Source organism: Streptomyces sp. NPDC051921, from assembly GCF_040680975.1.
Taxonomy (GTDB): Bacteria; Actinomycetota; Actinomycetes; order Streptomycetales; family Streptomycetaceae; genus Streptomyces.
In genome coordinates this window covers 13,801-31,823 of sequence record NZ_JBFAXU010000008.1, presented here as the reverse complement: position 1 = coordinate 31,823, position 18,023 = coordinate 13,801, and the positions used below count along the sequence as shown (strand labels likewise).

The 18,023-nt window shown below is 71.5% G+C and carries 13 protein-coding genes; 8 read left to right on the top strand and 5 right to left on the bottom strand.

Features of this window, described 5'->3' with window-relative positions:
- Positions 1-354: 354 nt before the first annotated feature.
- On the top strand, positions 355-1,515 hold the full coding sequence (locus AB0M16_RS12775) for an alkaline phosphatase PhoX (RefSeq protein ID WP_365341888.1): 1,161 nt from the start codon (positions 355-357) through the stop codon (positions 1,513-1,515).
- Here the strand turns inward: AB0M16_RS12775 and AB0M16_RS12770 are convergent.
- The 3 genes from AB0M16_RS12770 to dusB all read right to left on the bottom strand — a co-directional run bounded on the left by AB0M16_RS12770 (position 1,485) and on the right by dusB (position 7,818).
- Positions 1,485-2,513, bottom strand: coding sequence for a winged helix-turn-helix domain-containing protein (locus AB0M16_RS12770; RefSeq protein ID WP_365341886.1), 1,029 nt, complete (start codon positions 2,511-2,513; stop codon positions 1,485-1,487). The genes AB0M16_RS12775 and AB0M16_RS12770 overlap by 31 nt on opposite strands.
- 570 nt (positions 2,514-3,083) lie before the next feature.
- Positions 3,084-5,795 carry a pyruvate, phosphate dikinase gene (gene ppdK, locus AB0M16_RS12765; protein ID WP_365341884.1) on the bottom strand — a complete coding sequence of 904 codons (2,712 nt, stop codon included), beginning with the start codon at positions 5,793-5,795 and terminating at the stop codon, positions 3,084-3,086.
- A gap of 886 nt (positions 5,796-6,681) precedes the next feature.
- Positions 6,682-7,818 (bottom strand): tRNA dihydrouridine synthase DusB, encoded by a 1,137-nt coding sequence (dusB, locus tag AB0M16_RS12760; RefSeq protein WP_365341882.1) that lies wholly within the window; start codon positions 7,816-7,818, stop codon positions 6,682-6,684.
- A 52-nt stretch (positions 7,819-7,870) separates the two neighbouring features.
- On the opposite strand from dusB, the gene AB0M16_RS12755 reads away from it, so the two are divergent.
- Positions 7,871-9,337: an MFS transporter gene (locus AB0M16_RS12755; RefSeq protein WP_365341880.1), complete on the top strand. Its 1,467-nt coding sequence runs from the start codon at positions 7,871-7,873 to the stop codon at positions 9,335-9,337.
- Here the strand turns inward: AB0M16_RS12755 and AB0M16_RS12750 are convergent.
- Entirely contained in the window at positions 9,307-10,284 is a 978-nt protein-coding gene (locus tag AB0M16_RS12750; RefSeq protein WP_365341878.1) for a helix-turn-helix domain-containing protein, read from the bottom strand. The two genes, AB0M16_RS12755 and AB0M16_RS12750, sit on opposite strands and share 31 nt — an antisense overlap.
- Positions 10,285-10,427: 143 nt before the next feature.
- On the opposite strand from AB0M16_RS12750, the gene AB0M16_RS12745 reads away from it, so the two are divergent.
- The 3 genes from AB0M16_RS12745 (at position 10,428) to AB0M16_RS12735 (ending at position 13,575) form a co-directional block, all read left to right on the top strand.
- On the top strand, positions 10,428-11,828 hold the full coding sequence (locus AB0M16_RS12745; protein WP_365342335.1) for an MFS transporter: 1,401 nt from the start codon (positions 10,428-10,430) through the stop codon (positions 11,826-11,828).
- Between the two features lie 87 nt (positions 11,829-11,915).
- Positions 11,916-12,950, top strand: coding sequence for an aldo/keto reductase (locus tag AB0M16_RS12740; RefSeq protein WP_365341876.1), 1,035 nt, complete (start codon positions 11,916-11,918; stop codon positions 12,948-12,950).
- 31 nt (positions 12,951-12,981) lie between these two features.
- Positions 12,982-13,575 (top strand): TetR family transcriptional regulator, encoded by a 594-nt coding sequence (locus AB0M16_RS12735; protein WP_365341874.1) that lies wholly within the window; start codon positions 12,982-12,984, stop codon positions 13,573-13,575.
- A 73-nt stretch (positions 13,576-13,648) separates the two neighbouring features.
- Here the strand turns inward: AB0M16_RS12735 and AB0M16_RS12730 are convergent, their stop codons facing one another.
- A complete protein-coding gene (locus AB0M16_RS12730) occupies positions 13,649-15,028 on the bottom strand; it encodes a glycine--tRNA ligase (RefSeq protein WP_365341872.1) in 1,380 nt (459 codons plus the stop codon).
- 263 nt (positions 15,029-15,291) lie between these two features.
- On the opposite strand from AB0M16_RS12730, the gene AB0M16_RS12725 reads away from it, so the two are divergent.
- The 3 genes from AB0M16_RS12725 to AB0M16_RS12715 are packed head-to-tail and all read left to right on the top strand — an operon-like array spanning position 15,292 to position 17,985.
- Entirely contained in the window at positions 15,292-16,290 is a 999-nt protein-coding gene (locus tag AB0M16_RS12725; RefSeq protein WP_365341870.1) for a metal ABC transporter substrate-binding protein, read from the top strand.
- A gap of 23 nt (positions 16,291-16,313) precedes the next feature.
- The gene (locus AB0M16_RS12720; RefSeq protein ID WP_365341868.1) at positions 16,314-17,090 is read left to right on the top strand and encodes a metal ABC transporter ATP-binding protein; all 777 of its coding nucleotides are present in this window, start codon (positions 16,314-16,316) and stop codon (positions 17,088-17,090) included.
- 1 nt (position 17,091) lies between these two features.
- Positions 17,092-17,985, top strand: coding sequence for a metal ABC transporter permease (locus AB0M16_RS12715; RefSeq protein WP_365341866.1), 894 nt, complete (start codon positions 17,092-17,094; stop codon positions 17,983-17,985).
- Positions 17,986-18,023: the final 38 nt, after the last annotated feature.

The following is an 18,023-nucleotide window of genomic DNA, read 5'->3' as shown; positions in this document are numbered from 1 at the left end:
CGGACCTCGCACCCTGCCCGGATCGGAGGCGGGCCCGGGCCGGCGGGACCGGCGGGCCGGAGGGACCGGCGGGCCGGAGGGACCGGCGGGCCGGAGGGAGGGGACGCCGGGCCGGAGGAGGCGGCCGAGGCCGGCGAGATCCGCGGGCCGGAAGGGACGGCCGGGACCGAGGAGATGGCCGGAACCGACCGTTCGGCGCCGACGGCACGGCCGCCCCGCCCCCGTCCACCGTCCGCCGTCCTCCCGTCACCGTCCGTTGACGCCCGGTCAACTCCGGACTCCTAGATTCCAGGACCGCGCGACCCCGTCGCCGACCGGTGCGACGGGCCCTTCACACCTGTTCAGGAGTGAGACGTGGAGCGACGCAGTTTCCTGCGGGGAGCGGTCATCGGTACGTCGGCCGCCGCCTTCGGCGGCAGCCTCTGGGGCGGGACGGCGCTCGCCGCACCCGCCCAGCCCGGTGCCGGCCCCTACGGGGCCCTGGGCCCGGCGGACGCGAACGGCATCCAGCTGCCCGCCGGTTTCAGCAGCCGGGTGATCGCCCGGTCCTCGCAGACGGTCACGGGCACCTCGTACACCTGGCACAGCGCCCCGGACGGCGGCGCCTGCTTCGCCGACGGCACGGGATGGATCTACGTGTCCAACTCGGAGATCAACCCGGGCGGCGGCGCGAGCGCCGTGAAGTTCAACTCCTCCGGCGCCATCACCGGCGCCTACCGGATCCTGTCCAACACCCGGCAGAACTGCGCCGGCGGCAGGACCCCGTGGAACACCTGGCTGTCCTGCGAGGAGGTCAGCCTCGGATACGTGTACGAGACCGACCCGTACGGCGTGAACGCGGCCGTGCGCCGTGACGCCCTGGGCAGGTTCAAGCACGAGGCCGCCGCCGCCGACCCGGTGCGCCGGGCGATCTACCTCACCGAGGACGAGACGGACGGCTGCTTCTACCGCTTCCTGCCCACCACCTGGGGCAACCTCTCCTCCGGCACCCTCCAGGTCCTCAAGGCCGGCACCGCCACCTCGGGCACCTTCACCTGGCAGACCGTCCCGGACCCGGACGGTTCGCCGACGACCACCCGCAACCAGGTCTCCGGCGCCAAGCGCTTCAACGGCGGCGAGGGCTGCCACTACGCGAACGACACCGTCTGGTTCACCACCAAGGGCGACAACCGGGTCTGGCAGGTCGACCTGGCCGCCGGCACGTACGAGCTGGCCTACGACGACTCGCTGGTGGTCGGCGGCGGCGCGCCGCTGACCGGGGTCGACAACGTCACCGGCTCGTCCTCGGGCGACCTGTTCGTCGCCGAGGACGGCGGCAACATGGAGATCTGCATCATCACGCCGGACGACGTCGTCGCGCCGTTCCTGCGGATCACCGGCCAGTCCGGATCCGAGATCACCGGACCGGCCTTCTCCCCCGACGGCACCCGGCTGTACTTCTCGAGCCAGCGCGGCACCTCCGGCAGCTCCTCCGGCGGCATCACCTACGAGGTGACCGGCCCGTTCCGCGCGTAGCACCGGGTACCCGTCCGGCCGTGGGCGCCGCCGCCTCCCAGGAGGGCGGCGCCCAACGGCGTCAGCGTGTGCAGGACCGCGTTGCCGTGCCGCAGCGTGGCGACCAGGCCGGCCTCGCGCAGCACGCCGGCGTGCTGGCTCGCGGAGGCCAGGGACACCCCTGCCCTGCGGGCCAGCTCGCTCGTGGTCCCGCCGTCGCCGATGGCGCTGAGGACCGCGGAGCGGGTGTGCCCGACGAGCTTGGCCAGCGAGGGCAGACCCGGGGAACGCAGGGTCGGCGGCTCGCAGTGGGTGATCGGGTAGACGAGCACCGGCGGCAGTTCGGGGTCGCGCAGCACGACTGCGGTGCCGCGGCAGAACCAGGACGGCTGCAGCAGCAGCCCGCGCCCGTCGAGGTGGACGTCCCGGTCCACCGGGTAGTCGGCCTCCAGGACGGGGCTGCGCCAGCGGAGCATCGTCGGCAGGGAGGCGAGGAGTTCGTCCGCGCCCCCGTCGAGCAGGGCGCGCCCGCGGCGCGCCCGGTCGGCCTCGACCCGGGCCTGGATGTGGGTCCAGTACGGCTCGACGGCCGCCCGGTGGTAGCTGCGCAGGGCCGAGAGGAGCCGGCCGAGCGGCTTGCTGCCGCCGTCGGCGAGGGTCCGCAGCGCGGTCGGGACCGCGGGGTGCCCGGCGCGTGCGGCGCCGATCAGGGCCAGTTCGGTGTGCAGCCGGCCGGGCGGCGTGGCCCCGACCGCGTCCAGTCCCTCGTCCAGCCCGAGGATGCCCTGGGGCGGGGTGAGGAAGTCGGGGAAATAGCCGCGGCTCGGCACGAGCGCGCCCAGCAGCCGGGTCTCGGCCCCCAGGCGCCTGCGCGCCTCGGAGCGCCATTCTCCGTAGACGACGGAGCCGCGCCGGTCCCTTAAACGGTGAAAACTGAGAATCGTTTCCCACAGAACGTCCGGCCGGGCAGCCATGCGCACCCCGGCCAAGTCGTTTCCGGTGAAATGAATCCGCAGCATATGCCGAACCCCCACCTGTGCACTCGCAACCACCCCCGACGACGAGTATGCACAGCATCACTGCACGTTACCAGGGTGTTTCAGCCACACTTGAAAAGCCTCGCGGCGAACGGCCGGGAACCGAAAAGCTGTGCGTGTCGGACGGGAAACCTTCAGGACCGAGGTGACGCGGCGAAGACCGTGGGGGGCTTTGGCGCGTCCGGCGGCGGTCGGCGAGGGTTGCGGCTCACCCGCCCGACGAACCCAATGGGCGCGGCCTCCGGGTGGGGATCCGGGGGTCGCGCCCGTCTCATTCTTTGCGAAAGCGCGGAAAGTTCAACGCCCAATAATTCAACGCACACAATGCCTGGGGAGTTGAACAGGAACTCACATTTCCCCAACGATCATGCAACGGTCGGCCCGGACGAAATACGACGGGGCGGACACCTCCGCACAAGGTGTCCGCCCCGTCTCTTCTGGAAACCGGAGCCGCCGCCCATCGGTTTGAGGGTCGGGGACGAGCGACGGCTCCGGTGGTCTTCGCACGACTTCGCTACTGAACCGACAGTCAGCGGCGTCGCCGGCGGTGGGTCAGCGGCTGTCGCTGCCCTTCGACTCGGCCGCCGCGCGGCCGGCCTCCAGGCGCGCCACCGGGATCCGGAACGGCGAGCAGGAGACGTAGTCGAGACCCACCTCGTGGAAGAAGTGCACCGACTCCGGGTCACCGCCGTGCTCGCCGCAGACACCGAGCTTGATGTCCGGGCGGGTGGCCCGGCCGGCCTCGACGGCCTGGCGGACCAGGGCGCCCACGCCGTCCTTGTCGATGGTCTCGAAGGGACTGACGCCGAAGATGCCCTTCTCCAGGTACGCGGTGAAGAAGCTGGCCTCCACGTCGTCGCGGGAGAAGCCCCAGACCGTCTGGGTCAGGTCGTTGGTGCCGAAGGAGAAGAACTCGGCGGCCTCGGCGATCTGACCGGCGGTCACGGCGGCGCGCGGCAGCTCGATCATGGTGCCCAGGGCCAGCTTCAGCTCCACACCGGTCTGCGCCACGACCTCGGCGATGACCGCCTCGGCCTCCTCGCGGACCAGCTCCAGCTCCTGGACGGTGCCGACGAGCGGGATCATGATCTCGGCGCGCGGGTCGCCCTTGGCGTCGATCCGCTGGGCGGCGGCCTCGGCGATGGCGCGGACCTGCATGGTGAACAGGCCGGGGATGACCAGGCCGAGGCGGACACCGCGCAGACCCAGCATCGGGTTCTGCTCGTGCAGCCGGTGCACGGCCTGGAGCAGGCGCAGGTCGTTCTCGTGCGGCTCCTTGCGGGCCTCGGCGAGGGCGACGCGCACCGACAGCTCGGTGATGTCGGGCAGGAACTCGTGCAGCGGCGGGTCGAGCAGGCGCACGGTGACCGGCAGGCCGTCCATCGCCTCGAAGAGCTCGACGAAGTCCTGCTTCTGCAGCGGGAGGAGGGCCTTCAGCGACTCCTCGCGCTCCTCGTCGGTGTCGGCGAGGATCAGGCGCTCGACGTACTGGCGGCGCTCACCGAGGAACATGTGCTCGGTGCGGCACAGGCCGATGCCCTGCGCGCCGAAGCGGCGGGCGCGGGAGGCGTCCTCGGCGTTGTCGGCGTTGGCGCGGACCCGCAGGCGGCGGACGCGGTCGGCGTAGGCCATGATCCGGTGCACGGCCTGGACCAGCTCGTCGGCGTCGTCGGCGCCGGCGTGCATGCGGCCCTCGAAGTACTCGACGACCGGGGACGGTACGACGGGCACCTCGCCGACGTAGACCTTGCCGGTGGAGCCGTCGATGGAGACGACGTCGCCCTCCTCGATCACCACGCCGGAGGCGGTGGTCATCCGGCGGCGCTTGGTGTCGACCTCGAGCTCCTCGGCGCCGCAGACACAGGTCTTGCCCATGCCGCGGGCGACGACGGCGGCGTGCGAGGTCTTGCCGCCGCGCGAGGTGAGGATGCCCTCGGCGGCGATCATGCCGTCCAGGTCGTCCGGGTTGGTCTCACGGCGGATCAGGATGACCTTCTCGCCGGAGCGCGACCACTTGACGGCCGTGTACGAGTCGAAGACGGCCTTGCCGACGGCGGCGCCCGGAGAGGCGGCGATGCCGCGGCCGAGCTGCTCGACCTTCGCGTTCTCGTCGAACTTCGGGAACATCAGCTGGGCGAGCTGGGCGCCGTTGACGCGCTGCAGCGCCTCGGCCTCGTCGATGAGGCCCTGGTCCACGAGCTGGGTGGCGATGCGGAAGGCGGCACCGGCGGTGCGCTTGCCGATGCGGGTCTGCAGCATCCACAGCTGGCCGCGCTCGATGGTGAACTCGATGTCGCAGAGATCCTTGTAGTGGGTCTCCAGCGTCTCCATGATCTGCATGAGCTGGTCGTACGACTTCTTGTCGATCGACTCGAGCTCGGCGAGCGGCACGGTGTTGCGGATACCGGCGACGACGTCCTCGCCCTGCGCGTTCTGCAGGTAGTCGCCGTAGACGCCCTGGTGGCCGGAGGCGGGGTCGCGGGTGAAGGCGACGCCGGTGCCGGAGTCCGGGCCCAGGTTGCCGAAGACCATGGAGCAGACGTTGACGGCGGTGCCGAGGTCGTGCGGGATGCGCTCCTGGCGGCGGTACAGCTTCGCGCGCTCGCCGTTCCAGGAGTCGAAGACGGCCTTGATGGCCAGATCCATCTGCTCGCGCGGGTCCTGCGGGAAGTCGCGGCCGGTCGCGCTCTTGACGATCTTCTTGAACTGCTTGACGAGCTTCTTCAGGTCGGCGGCGTCGAGGTCGGTGTCGCTCGTGACCTTCTTGGCGGCCTTGGCCTCGTCGAGGGCGTCCTCGAAGAGCTCGCCGTCCACGCCGAGGACGGTCTTGCCGAACATCTGGATGAGGCGGCGGTACGAGTCCCAGGCGAAGCGCTCGTTGTCGGCCTGCGCGGCGAGGCCCTCGACGGACTTGTCGGAGAGGCCGATGTTGAGGACGGTGTCCATCATGCCCGGCATCGAGAACTTGGCGCCGGAGCGGACGGAGACGAGCAGCGGGTCGTCGGCCTGGCCGAGCTTCTTGCCCATCTTCCGCTCGAGCGCGTCGAGGTGCGCGGTGACCTCGTCGCGCAGCTCGGCCGGCTCGGAGCCGCTGTCGAGGTACGTCTTGCACGCCTCGGTCGTGATCGTGAAGCCGGGAGGAACCGGGAGACCGAGGTTGGTCATCTCGGCCAGGTTCGCGCCCTTGCCACCGAGCAGGTCCTTCAGGTCCTTGTTGCCCTCGGTGAAGTCGTACACGAACTTCTGATCATTGTTTTCCGACACGGGTCTCGACTCCTCGACGACTCGGTTGGCTGCCCTGACGGCGAGGAACATACCCAGATCGAAGGCGTCTGGGGAGGTACGCCTGCCGGTCACCCGGTCTTAACCACCCGTCCGCCAGCACATCGAAAGTAACTGACGGGTAGCTTCCGCTTTCAGGCCCCGAAGCTCGTTTGACTCAATATAGGCCTAGAGCGCTCAGATGAGCGCGCAAATTGGCATATGCGTTCAACTCTTGAACACAAAACGGGTGGCACTCCGTGCCATCCTTCAAGCGGGAGACAAGCTCGTAATCTGCTCATCTGAGCACCACCCCTATCAAGGGTGGCGAGAATCACTCCGCTTCGGCGGCACGATTCCCACGATCCGGACCATCCGCGAGCCGTTCCGCCCCCGCACGGGGAGCAGTGGCGCATTCGCGCTGGTCACCCAGCGTCTGCACGGCGATCTCGTGCACCCGGTGCCACGGCGAGTGCACCTCCGTCCTGGCACCGGTGGCGCGGTGAGGGCCTCGGCGAGGCCCTGGGAAGGACCCCGCTGTGAGCTCGTGCGCGGCGCCCGGGGCCCGCTCACGTGAGCGGGCCGCGCCCGCGAGGGCTTCGGCAGCCTCCCCATGGGGCCCACGGGCGAGCCGTCCCGCGGGCGGATCGGCCGGAAGGCGGCGCGTACACGCCTTGGGCGGGCCGAAGTCGTGCGGTGGGGGCGCCGTCCCCGTCCGGAACGCGCAGCCCGTGTTCAAGAAGCGTCAGCGGAGCCCGTCGCACCGGGCGCGCCGTAGCGGCCGCCGCGGCGCTCGCCCGACCCCGCGTGCGGCACCGGCGGCCCGTGGAACACGTCGCCCCCGGCGCCGGGTCGGCGGCCGGGGGCTCAGGTCGGGCTCAGGTCGGGCTCAGCCGCCCGATGTGTCCAGTTCCGCGTCCTCGCTCACACCGGCGCAGTCGTACGGGTCCTTCAGCCAGCCGTCCGGCAGGACGACCCGGTTGTTCCCGGACGTGCGGCCACGGGGGCCGTCCGCGCCGACCGGCCAGGGCTGGTCCAGGTCGAGCTCGTCGAGGCCGGAGCGCAGCTCGTCCAGGGAGGAGGTGATGGCGAGCCTCTTGCGCATCTCGGAACCGACCGAGAAGCCCTTGAGGTACCAGGCCACGTGCTTGCGGAAGTCGATGACGCCGCGCGCCTCGTCGTCCAGCCACTCGCCGAGCAGGCGGGCGTGCCGGACCATCGCGTCCGCGACCACGCGGAGCGAGGGCTGCGCGTAGGTGCCCGTCCCCTCGAAGCCCGCCACGAGGTCGCCGAAGAGCCAGGGGCGGCCGAGGCAGCCACGGCCCACGACGACGCCGTCGCAGCCGGTCTCGCGCATCATCCGCAGCGCGTCGTCCGCCGACCAGATGTCGCCGTTGCCGAGCACCGGGATCTCCGGCACGTGCTCCTTGAGGCGTGCGATCGCGTCCCAGTCGGCGGTGCCGCCGTAGTGCTGGGCGGCCGTCCGGCCGTGCAGCGCGATGGCGGTGACGCCCTCCTCGACGGCGATCCGGCCGGCGTCGAGGTAGGTGATGTGGTCGTCGTCGATGCCCTTGCGCATCTTCATCGTGACCGGCAGGTCGCCCGCGTTGGTCACGGCCTCGTGCAGGATCGCCCGCAGCAGCGGCCGCTTGTACGGGAGGGCGGAGCCGCCGCCCTTGCGGGTGACCTTGGGGACGGGGCAGCCGAAGTTCAGGTCGATGTGGTCGGCGAGGTCCTCGTCGACGATCATCCGCACGGCCTTGCCGACGGTGATCGGGTCCACGCCGTACAGCTGGATGGACCGCGGCTTCTCGGTCTCGTCGAAGCGGATGAGCTGCATCGTCTTCTCGTTGCGCTCGACCAGGGCCCGCGTCGTGATCATCTCGCTGACGAACAGCCCCTTCCCTCCGGAGAACTCACGGCAGAGGGTGCGGAAGGGAGCGTTGGTGATGCCGGCCATCGGCGCGAGCACCACCGGCGGCTCCACGATGTGCGGGCCGATGGCGAGGGGGGAGAACGCGGTCATTCGCCCATTGTCGCGCACTGCGCAAGTCTTTAGACAGCCGTACTATCCGGCTATGTCCGAGGTCACGAAGGCCCAGCTCACCCACGGCAGGCAACGGATCGTCCTCGCGGTCTGCTGCATGAGCCTGCTGATCGTCAGCCTGGACAACACCGCGCTCAACGTCGCCCTGCCCTCCATGCGGCGCGAGCTGGACGCCTCCGTCGCCGGTCTGCAGTGGACCATCGACGCCTACACCCTGGTGCTGGCCTCGCTGCTCATGCTCGCGGGCTCCACCGCCGACCGGATCGGCCGCCGCCGGGTCTTCACCACGGGACTCGTCCTCTTCGCGCTCGGCTCGCTGCTCTGCTCCCTCGCGCCCAGCCTGGAGACGCTGGTCGCCTTCCGGATGGTGCAGGCGGTGGGCGGTTCGATGCTGAACCCGGTCGCCATGTCGATCATCACCAACACCTTCACCGAACCGGCGGCACGCGCGCGGGCCATCGGCGTCTGGGGCGGGGTCGTCGGCGTCTCCATGGCCGCGGGCCCGCTGGTGGGAGGCCTCCTCGTCGAGTCGGTCGGCTGGCGCGCGATCTTCTGGGTGAACCTCCCGGTCGGTCTCGTCGCCCTGCTCCTCACGCTGCGCTACGTCCCCGAGTCCCGCGCGCCCCGCCCCCGGCGCCCCGACCCGGTGGGCCAGGTCCTGGTGGCGGCGCTGCTCGGCTCCCTGACGTACGCGATCATCGAGTCCAGCGTGCTGTTCGCAGGGGTCGCGGCGCTCGCCCTGGCCGGCCTCCTGCTCTACGAGCCGAGGCGCCGGGAGCCGCTGATCGACCTGCGGTTCTTCCGCAGCGCGCCGTTCAGCGGGGCGACGGTGATCGCGGTCTGCGCCTTCGCCGCGCTGGGCGGTTTCCTGTTCCTGAACACCCTCTACCTCCAGGACGTCCGTGGCCTGTCCGCCCTGCACGCGGGGCTCTTCATGCTGCCGATGGCGGCGATGACCTTCGTCTTCGCGCCGCTCTCGGGCCGCCTGGTGGGGACGCGCGGCCCGCGGCCCTCGCTGCTGCTCGCGGGCACGGCGATGGCGGCCGGACCGCTGCTCCTCGCCGCCTTCCAGGCGGAGACCAGCACGCCGCTGCTCCTCACCGGGTACGTGGTCTTCGGCATCGGCTTCGGCCTGGTGAACGCGCCGATCACCAACACGGCGGTGTCGGGGATGCCCCGCGCCCAGGCCGGGGTGGCCGCCGCCGTGGCCTCCACCAGCCGCCAGATCGGCCAGACCCTCGGGGTCGCGGTGGCGGGCGCGGTCCTGACGGCGGGGATGGGCTCGACCGCGTACGGCGCGGGCGGGGCCGGACACCCGGAGGGCTTCGTCGACGCGAGCGGGCCGGTCTACTGGATCATCACGGGGTGCGGCCTGTGCGTGCTGCTCGCCGGTGCGCTCACCAGCGGCGCGTGGGCGCGCCGCACGGCGGAGCGCACGGCGCGCCTCCTGGAGGGGGCGGACGGACTTCAGGCGGCGGCCAGGGCCCCGTCCTCCTGAGCGGGCGTCGGGGCGGCTCCGGCCCGGGGGTCGGCCGAGGCGCCGCCGCGACGGGCCCCTTCCGCCTCCGTCTCCTCCGCCGCCTGCTCGGCCAGGACCAGCGCCTGGAGCCGTTCGATGCCCGCCCGCGAGGCCTCGTCCACCGGCACGTACGTCACCAGGCGCGGTCCGGACTGGGGGCCGAGCCAGAGGTTGGTGTGTTCGAGGCGGAGCAGCCCGACCCGGGTGTTGCGGATGACCTTCGTCCGGCTGGCCTGGTCGACGACGTCGTGCCGGGCCCAGATCTCGCGGAACTCCGGCGACGCGTCCTGCAGCCGGTGCAGCAACGCCTTCCAGGCGGGTTCGGCGAGGTGCTCGGCCATGGCGGCGCGCAGCTTGCCGGCCAGGGAGCGCAGCACCTCGGGCAGGTCGGTGACGGCGGCGCGGAACTCCTCGTTCGTGAAGGCCAGCCAGAGGCTGTTGCGGTCCTCGCGGGGCAGGGCGTCCAGGTCGCAGAAGAGGCGCCCGAAGGTGCGGTTGTGGGCGAGGAAGTCGTAGCGGCTGTTCTGGACGGCGGCCGGGACCGGCTCCAACTGGTCGAGGAGCTGCCGGAGCGCGGGCGTGACCGTCGGGCAGGGCGTCTCGGGGTGCGGGTCGCTCTGCCCGGCGAGCGCGAAGAGGTGGGTCCGTTCGGTGGGGTCGAGCAGCAGCGCGGCGGCGAGCGCGTCCAGGACCTGCGGGGAGACCTGGATCGGCCGGGCCTGCTCCAGCCACGTGTACCAGGTGACGCCGACGGCGGACAGCTGGGCGACCTCCTCGCGGCGCAGCCCCGGCGTACGGCGGCGGCGGCCGCGCGGCAGCCCGACCTGCTCGGGGCTGATCCGCTCGCGCCGGCTGCGCAGGAACGCGGCGAGCTCGTGCCGTCGGACGTCCGGTTCGGTGGTCGCGTACGCCGTCATGACCGTCATGCCCCCAGGGTGCCCGGGCGCTCAGCCCATTGCCAGGTAGTCCTTGTACCAGGATAAAGACACTCTGGTACCAGGCTGAGGACGGTCCGAAGCTCGGTTGCGTGACTACGACAACCTCCCCGTCCGCCCGCGCGGCCGCCCCGGTGGTCGACCGTGCCCGGCCTTCGCTCGGCTCCCTCGGTCTGTTCACGGTGCTGCTCGGCGCGGCCCTGCCGCTGATCGACTTCTTCATCGTCAACGTCGCCCTGCCCACCATCGACCACGACCTGGCGGCCGGACCGGCGATGCTCGAACTGGTGGTCGCCGGCTACGGCCTGGCATACGCCGTCCTGCTCGTCCTCGGCGGCCGGCTCGGCGACCTCTTCGGGCGCCGCCGGCTCTTCCTCGCCGGCATGGCCGCCTTCGGCGTCACCTCCCTCGCCTGCGGTCTCGCCCCGGACGCCTGGACGCTGGTCGGCGCACGGGTGGCCCAGGGCGCCGCGGCGGCGCTGATGCTGCCGCAGGTCCTCGCGACCATCCACTCCTCGACCTCGGGCGCCCGGCACGCCAAGGCCCTGAGCCTGTACGGGGCGACGGCGGGCCTGTCGATGGTCGCCGGCCAGATCCTGGGCGGCGTGCTGGTGGCCGCCGATGTCGCGGGCAGCGGCTGGCGGGCGGTGTTCCTGGTCAACGTGCCGGTGGCCTTGACCGGTCTGCTGCTCGCGGCCCGCACCGTCCCCGAGACCCGTTCGGACCGGCCCGCGCCCGTCGACGTGCCGGGCACGCTGCTGCTCGCGCTGTCCCTGCTCACGCTGCTCGCGCCGCTGACCGAGGGCCGGGCCGCGGGCTGGCCGCCGTGGACCTGGATCGCGCTCGCGGTGTTCCCGTTCGCGGCCGGGGCGTTCTGGTGGGTCGAGCTGCGGACCGACCGCAGGGGCGGGGTGCCGCTGGTGCCGCCGAGCCTGCTCGGCCTGGTCCCGCTGCGCCGGGGCCTGGCGGTGGTGCTGCCGCTGTCGCTGGGCTTCAGCGGCTTCATGTTCGTGATCGCCGTCGCGCTCCAGCAAGGCCTGGGAATGGGCGCGGTGGCCTCGGGCCTGGCGCTGGTGCCGATGGCGGTGGCCTTCTTCGCGGCCTCGCTCGCGGGGCCGCGGGTCGTACGCCGCTGGGGCACCCGGATCGTGCCGGTGGGCGGCCTGCTCCAGGGGTTCGGCATCGCCCTCATCGCCTGGGCGGCGTGGCGGGGCTGGACGGACCTCACGGTGTGGCAGCTGGTGCCGGGCATGGCGATCGCCGGCCTGGGCCAGGGCCTGCAGCTGCCGGTGCTGTTCCGGGTGGTGCTGTCGGAGGTGCCGACGGAGCGGGCGGGCGTGGGCAGCGGGGTCATGGTGACCACCCAGCAGTCGGCCCTGGCGCTGGGCGTGGCGACGCTGGGCTCGCTCTTCCTGTCGCTGGCCTCGTCACCGGCCCGGATGGGCTCGGCGGTGACGACGACGTTGCTGGTCCAGCTGGCGGTGATCGCGCTGACGGTGCTGCTGGGTCTGCGCCTCCCTCGCGCAGTGAAGTGACAAATATTGAAATCTGTCATCGCTCATGTCATGGTTGAAGGGTGCCCCGCTCGACGGGCCCCCTTCCTCCCTCCCCAGGAGCCCCCCATGACGCTCACGACCTCCCTCCCCACCCGCCCCCTGGGCACCACCGGCCCCCGGGTCTCCGCTCTCGGCCTCGGCTGCATGGGCATGTCCGCGCTGTACGGCGAGGCCGACCGCGCGGAGTCGATCGCGACGATCCACGCCGCCCTGGACGCCGGCGTCACGCTGCTCGACACCGGCGACTTCTACGGGATGGGCCACAACGAGCTGCTGATCAACGAGGCGTTGCGCACCGCCCCCACCGCCGCCCGCGAACAGGCCCTGACCAGCGTGAAGTTCGGCGCCCTGCGGGCCGTCGAAGGCGACTTCCTCGGCTACGACGGACGACCGGCCGCGGTGAAGAACTTCGCCGCCTACTCGCTGCAGCGCCTCGGCGCCGACCACATCGACATCTACCGGATCGCGCGCGTCGACCCGGACGTGCCGATCGAGGAGACCGTCGGCGCCATCGCCGAACTGGTCGAGGCGGGCCACGTCCGGCACATCGGCCTCTCCGAGGTCGGCGCCGACACCCTGCGCCGGGCCGCCGCCGTCGCCCCCATCGCCGACCTGCAGATCGAGTACTCGCTGGTCTCCCGCGGCATCGAGGACCGGATCCTGCCGACCGCCCGTGAGCTGGGCATCGGCATCACCGCGTACGGGGTCCTCTCCCGCGGTCTGATCAGCGGGCACGTCACCCGTGACCAGTCCTACGCCCCGGGGGACTTCCGCGGGATGTCCCCGCGCTTCCAGGGCGAGAACCTGGGCCGGAACCTGGACCTGGTGGACCGGCTGCGCGCGGTCGCCGAGGCGAAGGGCGTCACGGTGGCCCAGACGGCCATCGCGTGGGTGCTCGCCCAGGGAGCGCGTCACCACGCCGACATCGTGCCGCTGATCGGCGCCCGTCGCCGCGACCGGCTCGCGGAGGCGCTCGGCGCCGTGGACGTCACCCTCGACGCGGCCGAGCTCGCGGCGATCGAGGCGGCCGTCCCGGCCGGCGCGGCGTCCGGCGCGCGCTACCCGGAGAACCAGATGGCGCACCTCGACAGCGAGCAGTGAGCGGCGTCCCGGTGACAGGTACTGTCCTTCCATGGCCGCCACCACCGAGACCCTGACCGCGGAGCGCATCCTGGAAGCCACCGAGGAGGTGCTCCGGCGCTTCGGTCCCGCGAAGGCGACCGTCGTGGACGTGGCGCGGGCCCTCGGCGTCAGCCACGGCAGCGTCTACCGCCACTTCCGTACGAAGGCGGCGCTGCGCGAGGCGGTCACGGAGCGCTGGCTGGAGCGGACCATCGTCGCCCTGGAACCGTACGTGACGGGCCCGCAGCGCGCCGACGAGCGCCTGACCGGCTGGCTCACGGCCCTCTTCGCCCTCAAGCGCAAGAAGGCCGGCGGCGATCCGGAGCTGATGGCGACCTTCCAGGTGCTGATCGGCGAGAACAGCGCGGTGGTCGACCGGCACGAGGAGCACCTCGCCGACCAGATCGCCCGCATCCTGGAGGACGGCGTCCGCGAGGGCGTGTTCGCCGCCCCGGAACAGGACCTCGCGACGACGGCCCGCGCGGTCTTCCACGCCACGGACCGCTTCCACAACCCGGCGCACTCCGCGGACTGGTCCGCCCCGGGCAGCGAGGCCGCGTTCGCGGCGGTCGTCTCCCTGGTGCAGCGCGCCCTGAGGGCCTGAGGACACGACCGCACGGGAAAGCCCCCGGTTCCGGGTACGGAACCGGGGGCTTCGCCGTGGGCGGGAAGCGGACTCAGCAGCCGATGAGGCGGCTGGCCAGGTAGCCCTGGATCTGGTCGAGGGAGACGCGCTCCTGCTTCATGGTGTCGCGCTCGCGCACGGTCACCGCGTTGTCCTCGAGGGTGTCGAAGTCGACGGTGACGCAGTACGGGGTGCCGATCTCGTCCTGGCGACGGTAGCGGCGGCCGATGGCGCCGGCGTCGTCGAACTCGATGTTCCAGTTCTGCCGCAGGTCGGCCGCCAGGCCCTTGGCCTTCGGCGAGAGCTGCGCGTTGCGGGACAGCGGCAGGACGGCGACCTTGACCGGGGCCAGGCGGTGGTCGAGGCGCAGCACGACGCGCTTCTCCATGACGCCCTTGGCGTTCGGGGCCTCGTCCTCGGTGTACGCGTCGAGCAGGAAGGCCAGCATGGTGCGGCCGACACCGGCCGCCGGCTCGATGACGTACGGCGTGTAGCGCTCGCCCTCCTGCTCCAGGAAGGTCAGGTTGGCGCCCGAGGCCTCGGAGTGGGCCTTCAGGTCGTAGTCGGTGCGGTTGGCGACGCCCTCGAGCTCGCCCCACTCGCTGCCGCCGAACTGGAAGCGGTACTCGATGTCGGCGGTGCGCTTCGAGTAGTGGGAGAGCTTCTCCTTCGGGTGCTCGAACCAGCGCATGTTCTCCTCACGGAGACCCAGGCCCGTGTACCAGTTCCAGCGCTGCTCCATCCAGTACTCGTGCCACTGCTCGTCCTCGCCCGGCTTGACGAAGAACTCCATCTCCATCTGCTCGAACTCGCGGGTGCGGAAGATGAAGTTGCCCGGAGTGATCTCGTTCCGGAAGGACTTGCCCATCTGCGCGATGCCGAACGGGGGCTTCTTGCGCGAGGTGGTCTGCACCTGGAGGAAGTTGGTGAAGATGCCCTGGGCGGTCTCGGGACGCAGGTACGCGACGGAGCCGGTGTCCTGGGTCGGGCCGAGGTGCGTGGAGAGCAGGCCGGAGAACTGCTTGGGCTCGGTGAAGGTGCCCTTGTTGCCGCAGTTGGGGCAGTTGAGGTCGGTGAGGCCGTTCTCGGGGAGGCGGCCGTGCTTCTCCTCGTACGCCTCCTCCAGGTGGTCGGCGCGGAAGCGCTTGTGGCAGGAGGTGCACTCGGTCAGCGGGTCGGTGAAGGTGGCGACGTGGCCGGACGCCTCCCAGACCTCGGTGGCCAGGATGACGGAGGAGTCGAGGCCGACGACCTCCTCGCGCGAGGTGACCATGTAACGCCACCACTGACGCTTGATGTTCTCCTTGAGCTCGACACCCAGCGGCCCGTAGTCCCAGGCGGCTCGCTGGCCACCGTAGATCTCGCTGCACGGGTAGACGAAGCCACGGCGCTTGCTCAGGCTGACGATGGTGTCGATCTTGTCGGCGGCCACGGTGCTCTCTTCATTACGACGACGAAGTGCGAATGCCTCAGGTTACCGGCGCCCGCACCCCCTCTTTCAAATCGGTTCTCCCCCGCTCACCGGGAAGCGGAGGGAGGGGGACGCGGGTGCCGGGGGCCTCGGTCGGATCAACCCCCGACTTGTACCAGTCTGCCTGGATATCGACGACGGCGCCGTTCCCGTCGAACGACAGTGCGCCGGGACACACGTGCGGCAATTGACAACCGTTTCCATCTTTGTTGAAAATGAGTGTCATGAACGTACGCCGACTGATACCCCCGACCGCCGTCGCCGGAGCCGTCGCGCTCGGTCTCGTCACCCTCTCCGCCTGCGGCGGGACCTCGGACGCGGCCGACAAGAACGGCAACGGGAAGCTGGACGTCGTCGCGTCGTTCTACCCCATGCAGTACCTGGCCGAGCAGATAGGCGGCGAGCACGTCTCCGTCGACACGCTCACCAAGCCCGGCGTCGAGCCGCACGACCTGGAGCTCAAGCCGCGGCAGGTCGGCCGGCTCACCGACGCCGACGTCATCGTCTACCTCAAGGGCGTCCAGCCCGCCGTGGACAACGCCATCCAGCAGGCCGGCGTGAAGAACACCGTCGACGCCGCCACCCTCACCGAGCTGGAGGAGCACGGCACCGAGGCCGGCGGCCACGAGCACGGCCACGGCGACGGGGCCCACGGCTCCGAGGAAGCGGGCCACGAGGGCCACGACCACGGATCCGAGGCCGGCACCGACCCGCACATCTGGCTCGACCCCGTGAAGTACGCCGAGGTCGCCAAGGGCGTGGGCGCCGCCTTCGAGAAGGCCGACCCGGCGCACGCCGCCGCCTACAAGAAGAACACCGCCACCCTGGTGAAGAAGCTCGGTGACCTGGACACCGCCTTCGAGACGGGTCTGAGGAACACCACCACCAAGACCTTCATCACCACCCACGCCGCCTTCGGCTACCTCGCCGAGCGCTACGGCCTGGAGCAGGAGGGCATCTCCGGCATCGACCCCGAGGCCGAGCCGAGCCCCGCCCGCGTCAAGCAGCTCCAGGACATCGCGAGGCAGGACAAGGTCGGCACCGTCTTCTTCGAGACCCTCGCCAGCGACAAGACCGCCAAGACCCTCGCGAGCGACACCGGCCTGAAGACCGACGTGCTCGACCCGCTCGAGGGAATCACGGACAAGTCCAAGGGCGATGACTACATCGAGGTCATGCAGTCCAACCTCGCCGCGCTGCAGAAGGCCCTCGGCGCGAAGTGATCGGCACCCAGCAGGAGGCACCCGTGAGCGCCCTCGTGAGCGACGAGCCCGTCATCTCCGTCCGCGGAGCGACCGCGGCCCTCGGCGCGCGCCCCGTACTGCGCGGCGTCGACCTCACCGTCCGGCGCGGTGAGGTCGTCGCGCTGCTCGGCGCCAACGGCTCCGGCAAGTCCACCGCCGTCCGCTCCGTCATCGGCCAGGTGCCGCTGACCGGCGGCACCATCGAGCTCTTCGGCACCCCGCAGAAGCGGTTCCGCGAGTGGGCCCGGGTCGGCTACGTGCCGCAGCGCACCACCGCCGCCAGCGGCGTCCCCGCCACCATCCGCGAGGTCGTCACCTCCGGCCGGCTCTCCCGCCGCCGGTTCGGCCTCACCAGCAGGGCCGACCGTGCCGCCGTCGACCGCGCCATCGAGCTCGTCGGCCTCGCCGACCGCGCCAAGGACTCCGTCTCCGCCCTCTCCGGCGGCCAGCACCAGCGCGTGCTCATCGCCCGCGCGCTCGCCGCCGAACCCGAGCTGCTGATCATGGACGAGCCGATGGCCGGCGTCGACCTCGCCAGCCAGGAGATCCTCGCCGCCACCCTGCGCGACCAGGTCGCCGGCGGCACCTCCGTCCTCCTCGTCCTGCACGAACTCGGCCCGCTGGAGCCCCTCATCGACCGCGCGGTCGTGCTGCGCGACGGCTGCGTCGTCCATGACGGCCCGCCCCCGCAGGCCGTCGGCCAGCACGCGCTGCCCGGCCACGACCACGTCCATCCGCACGCGGCCGACGAGCCGCTCCGTACGGGACTGCTGACCTGACATGGAATTCCTCAACGACCCCTTCATGCAGCGGGCCCTGCTCGCCGCCCTGCTCATCGGCATCACCGCACCGGCCGTCGGCATCTACCTCGTCCAGCGGCGCCAGGCACTCATGGGCGACGGGATCGGCCACGTCGCCATGACCGGTGTCGGCCTCGGCTTCCTGATGTCGGCCAACCCGGTGTGGATGGCGACCCTGGTCGCCGTCGTCGGCGCCGTCGTCATGGAACTCATCCGCGCGTACGGCAAGACCCGCGGCGACCTCGCCCTCGCCCTGCTGTTCTACGGCGGCATGGCGGGCGGCGTCATGCTGATCAACCTCTCGGACACCGGCTCGAACGCGAACCTGACCTCGTTCCTGTTCGGCTCGCTGACGACCGTGTCCCGCGAGGACACGGTGGCGATCACGATCCTGGCCGCCTTCGTCATCCTCGTCACGGTCGGCCTGCGCCGGCAGCTCTTCGCCGTCAGCCAGGACGAGGACTTCGCCCGCGTCACCGGCCTCCCGGTGCGCGCCCTGAACCTGCTCATCGCCGTCACCGCCGCCGTCACCGTCACGGTCGCCATGCGCGTCGTCGGCCTGCTCCTGGTCAGCGCGCTGATGGTGGTCCCGGTCGCGGCCGCCCAGTCGCTGTCCCGCTCCTTCCGCACGACGTTCGCGCTCGCGGTGCTGATCGGTGTCGGCGTCACCCTGACCGGCACCGTCACGACCTACTACGTCGACGCCCCGCCCGGCGCGACGATCGTGCTCCTCGCGATCGCGGTCTTCATCACCCTCACGGCCCTCTCGGCCCCGCTCGCCCGGCGCCGCGCCCGGGCCGCCGAGGCCGCCACACGGGCCTGCGACGCGCCGCTTCCGGCCACCCGGCGCCCCTCGGACGACGTGAAGGTCTGACACCGGGCCCACGGGGGGCTGGCAGAATGGCGGGGGCA

Excerpts from the sequence above, each read along its gene's own strand:
- AB0M16_RS12750 (WP_365341878.1), bottom strand. The coding sequence starts at position 10,284 with ATGACGGTCATGACGGCGTACGCGACCACCGAACCGGACGTCCGACGG.
- AB0M16_RS12740 (WP_365341876.1), top strand. The coding sequence starts at position 11,916 with ATGACGCTCACGACCTCCCTCCCCACCCGCCCCCTGGGCACCACCGGC.
- AB0M16_RS12735 (WP_365341874.1), top strand. The coding sequence starts at position 12,982 with ATGGCCGCCACCACCGAGACCCTGACCGCGGAGCGCATCCTGGAAGCC.
- AB0M16_RS12755 (WP_365341880.1), top strand. The coding sequence starts at position 7,871 with ATGTCCGAGGTCACGAAGGCCCAGCTCACCCACGGCAGGCAACGGATC.
- AB0M16_RS12725 (WP_365341870.1), top strand. The coding sequence starts at position 15,292 with ATGAACGTACGCCGACTGATACCCCCGACCGCCGTCGCCGGAGCCGTC.
- AB0M16_RS12715 (WP_365341866.1), top strand. The coding sequence starts at position 17,092 with ATGGAATTCCTCAACGACCCCTTCATGCAGCGGGCCCTGCTCGCCGCC.
- dusB (WP_365341882.1), bottom strand. The coding sequence starts at position 7,818 with ATGACCGCGTTCTCCCCCCTCGCCATCGGCCCGCACATCGTGGAGCCG.
- AB0M16_RS12770 (WP_365341886.1), bottom strand. The coding sequence starts at position 2,513 with ATGCTGCGGATTCATTTCACCGGAAACGACTTGGCCGGGGTGCGCATG.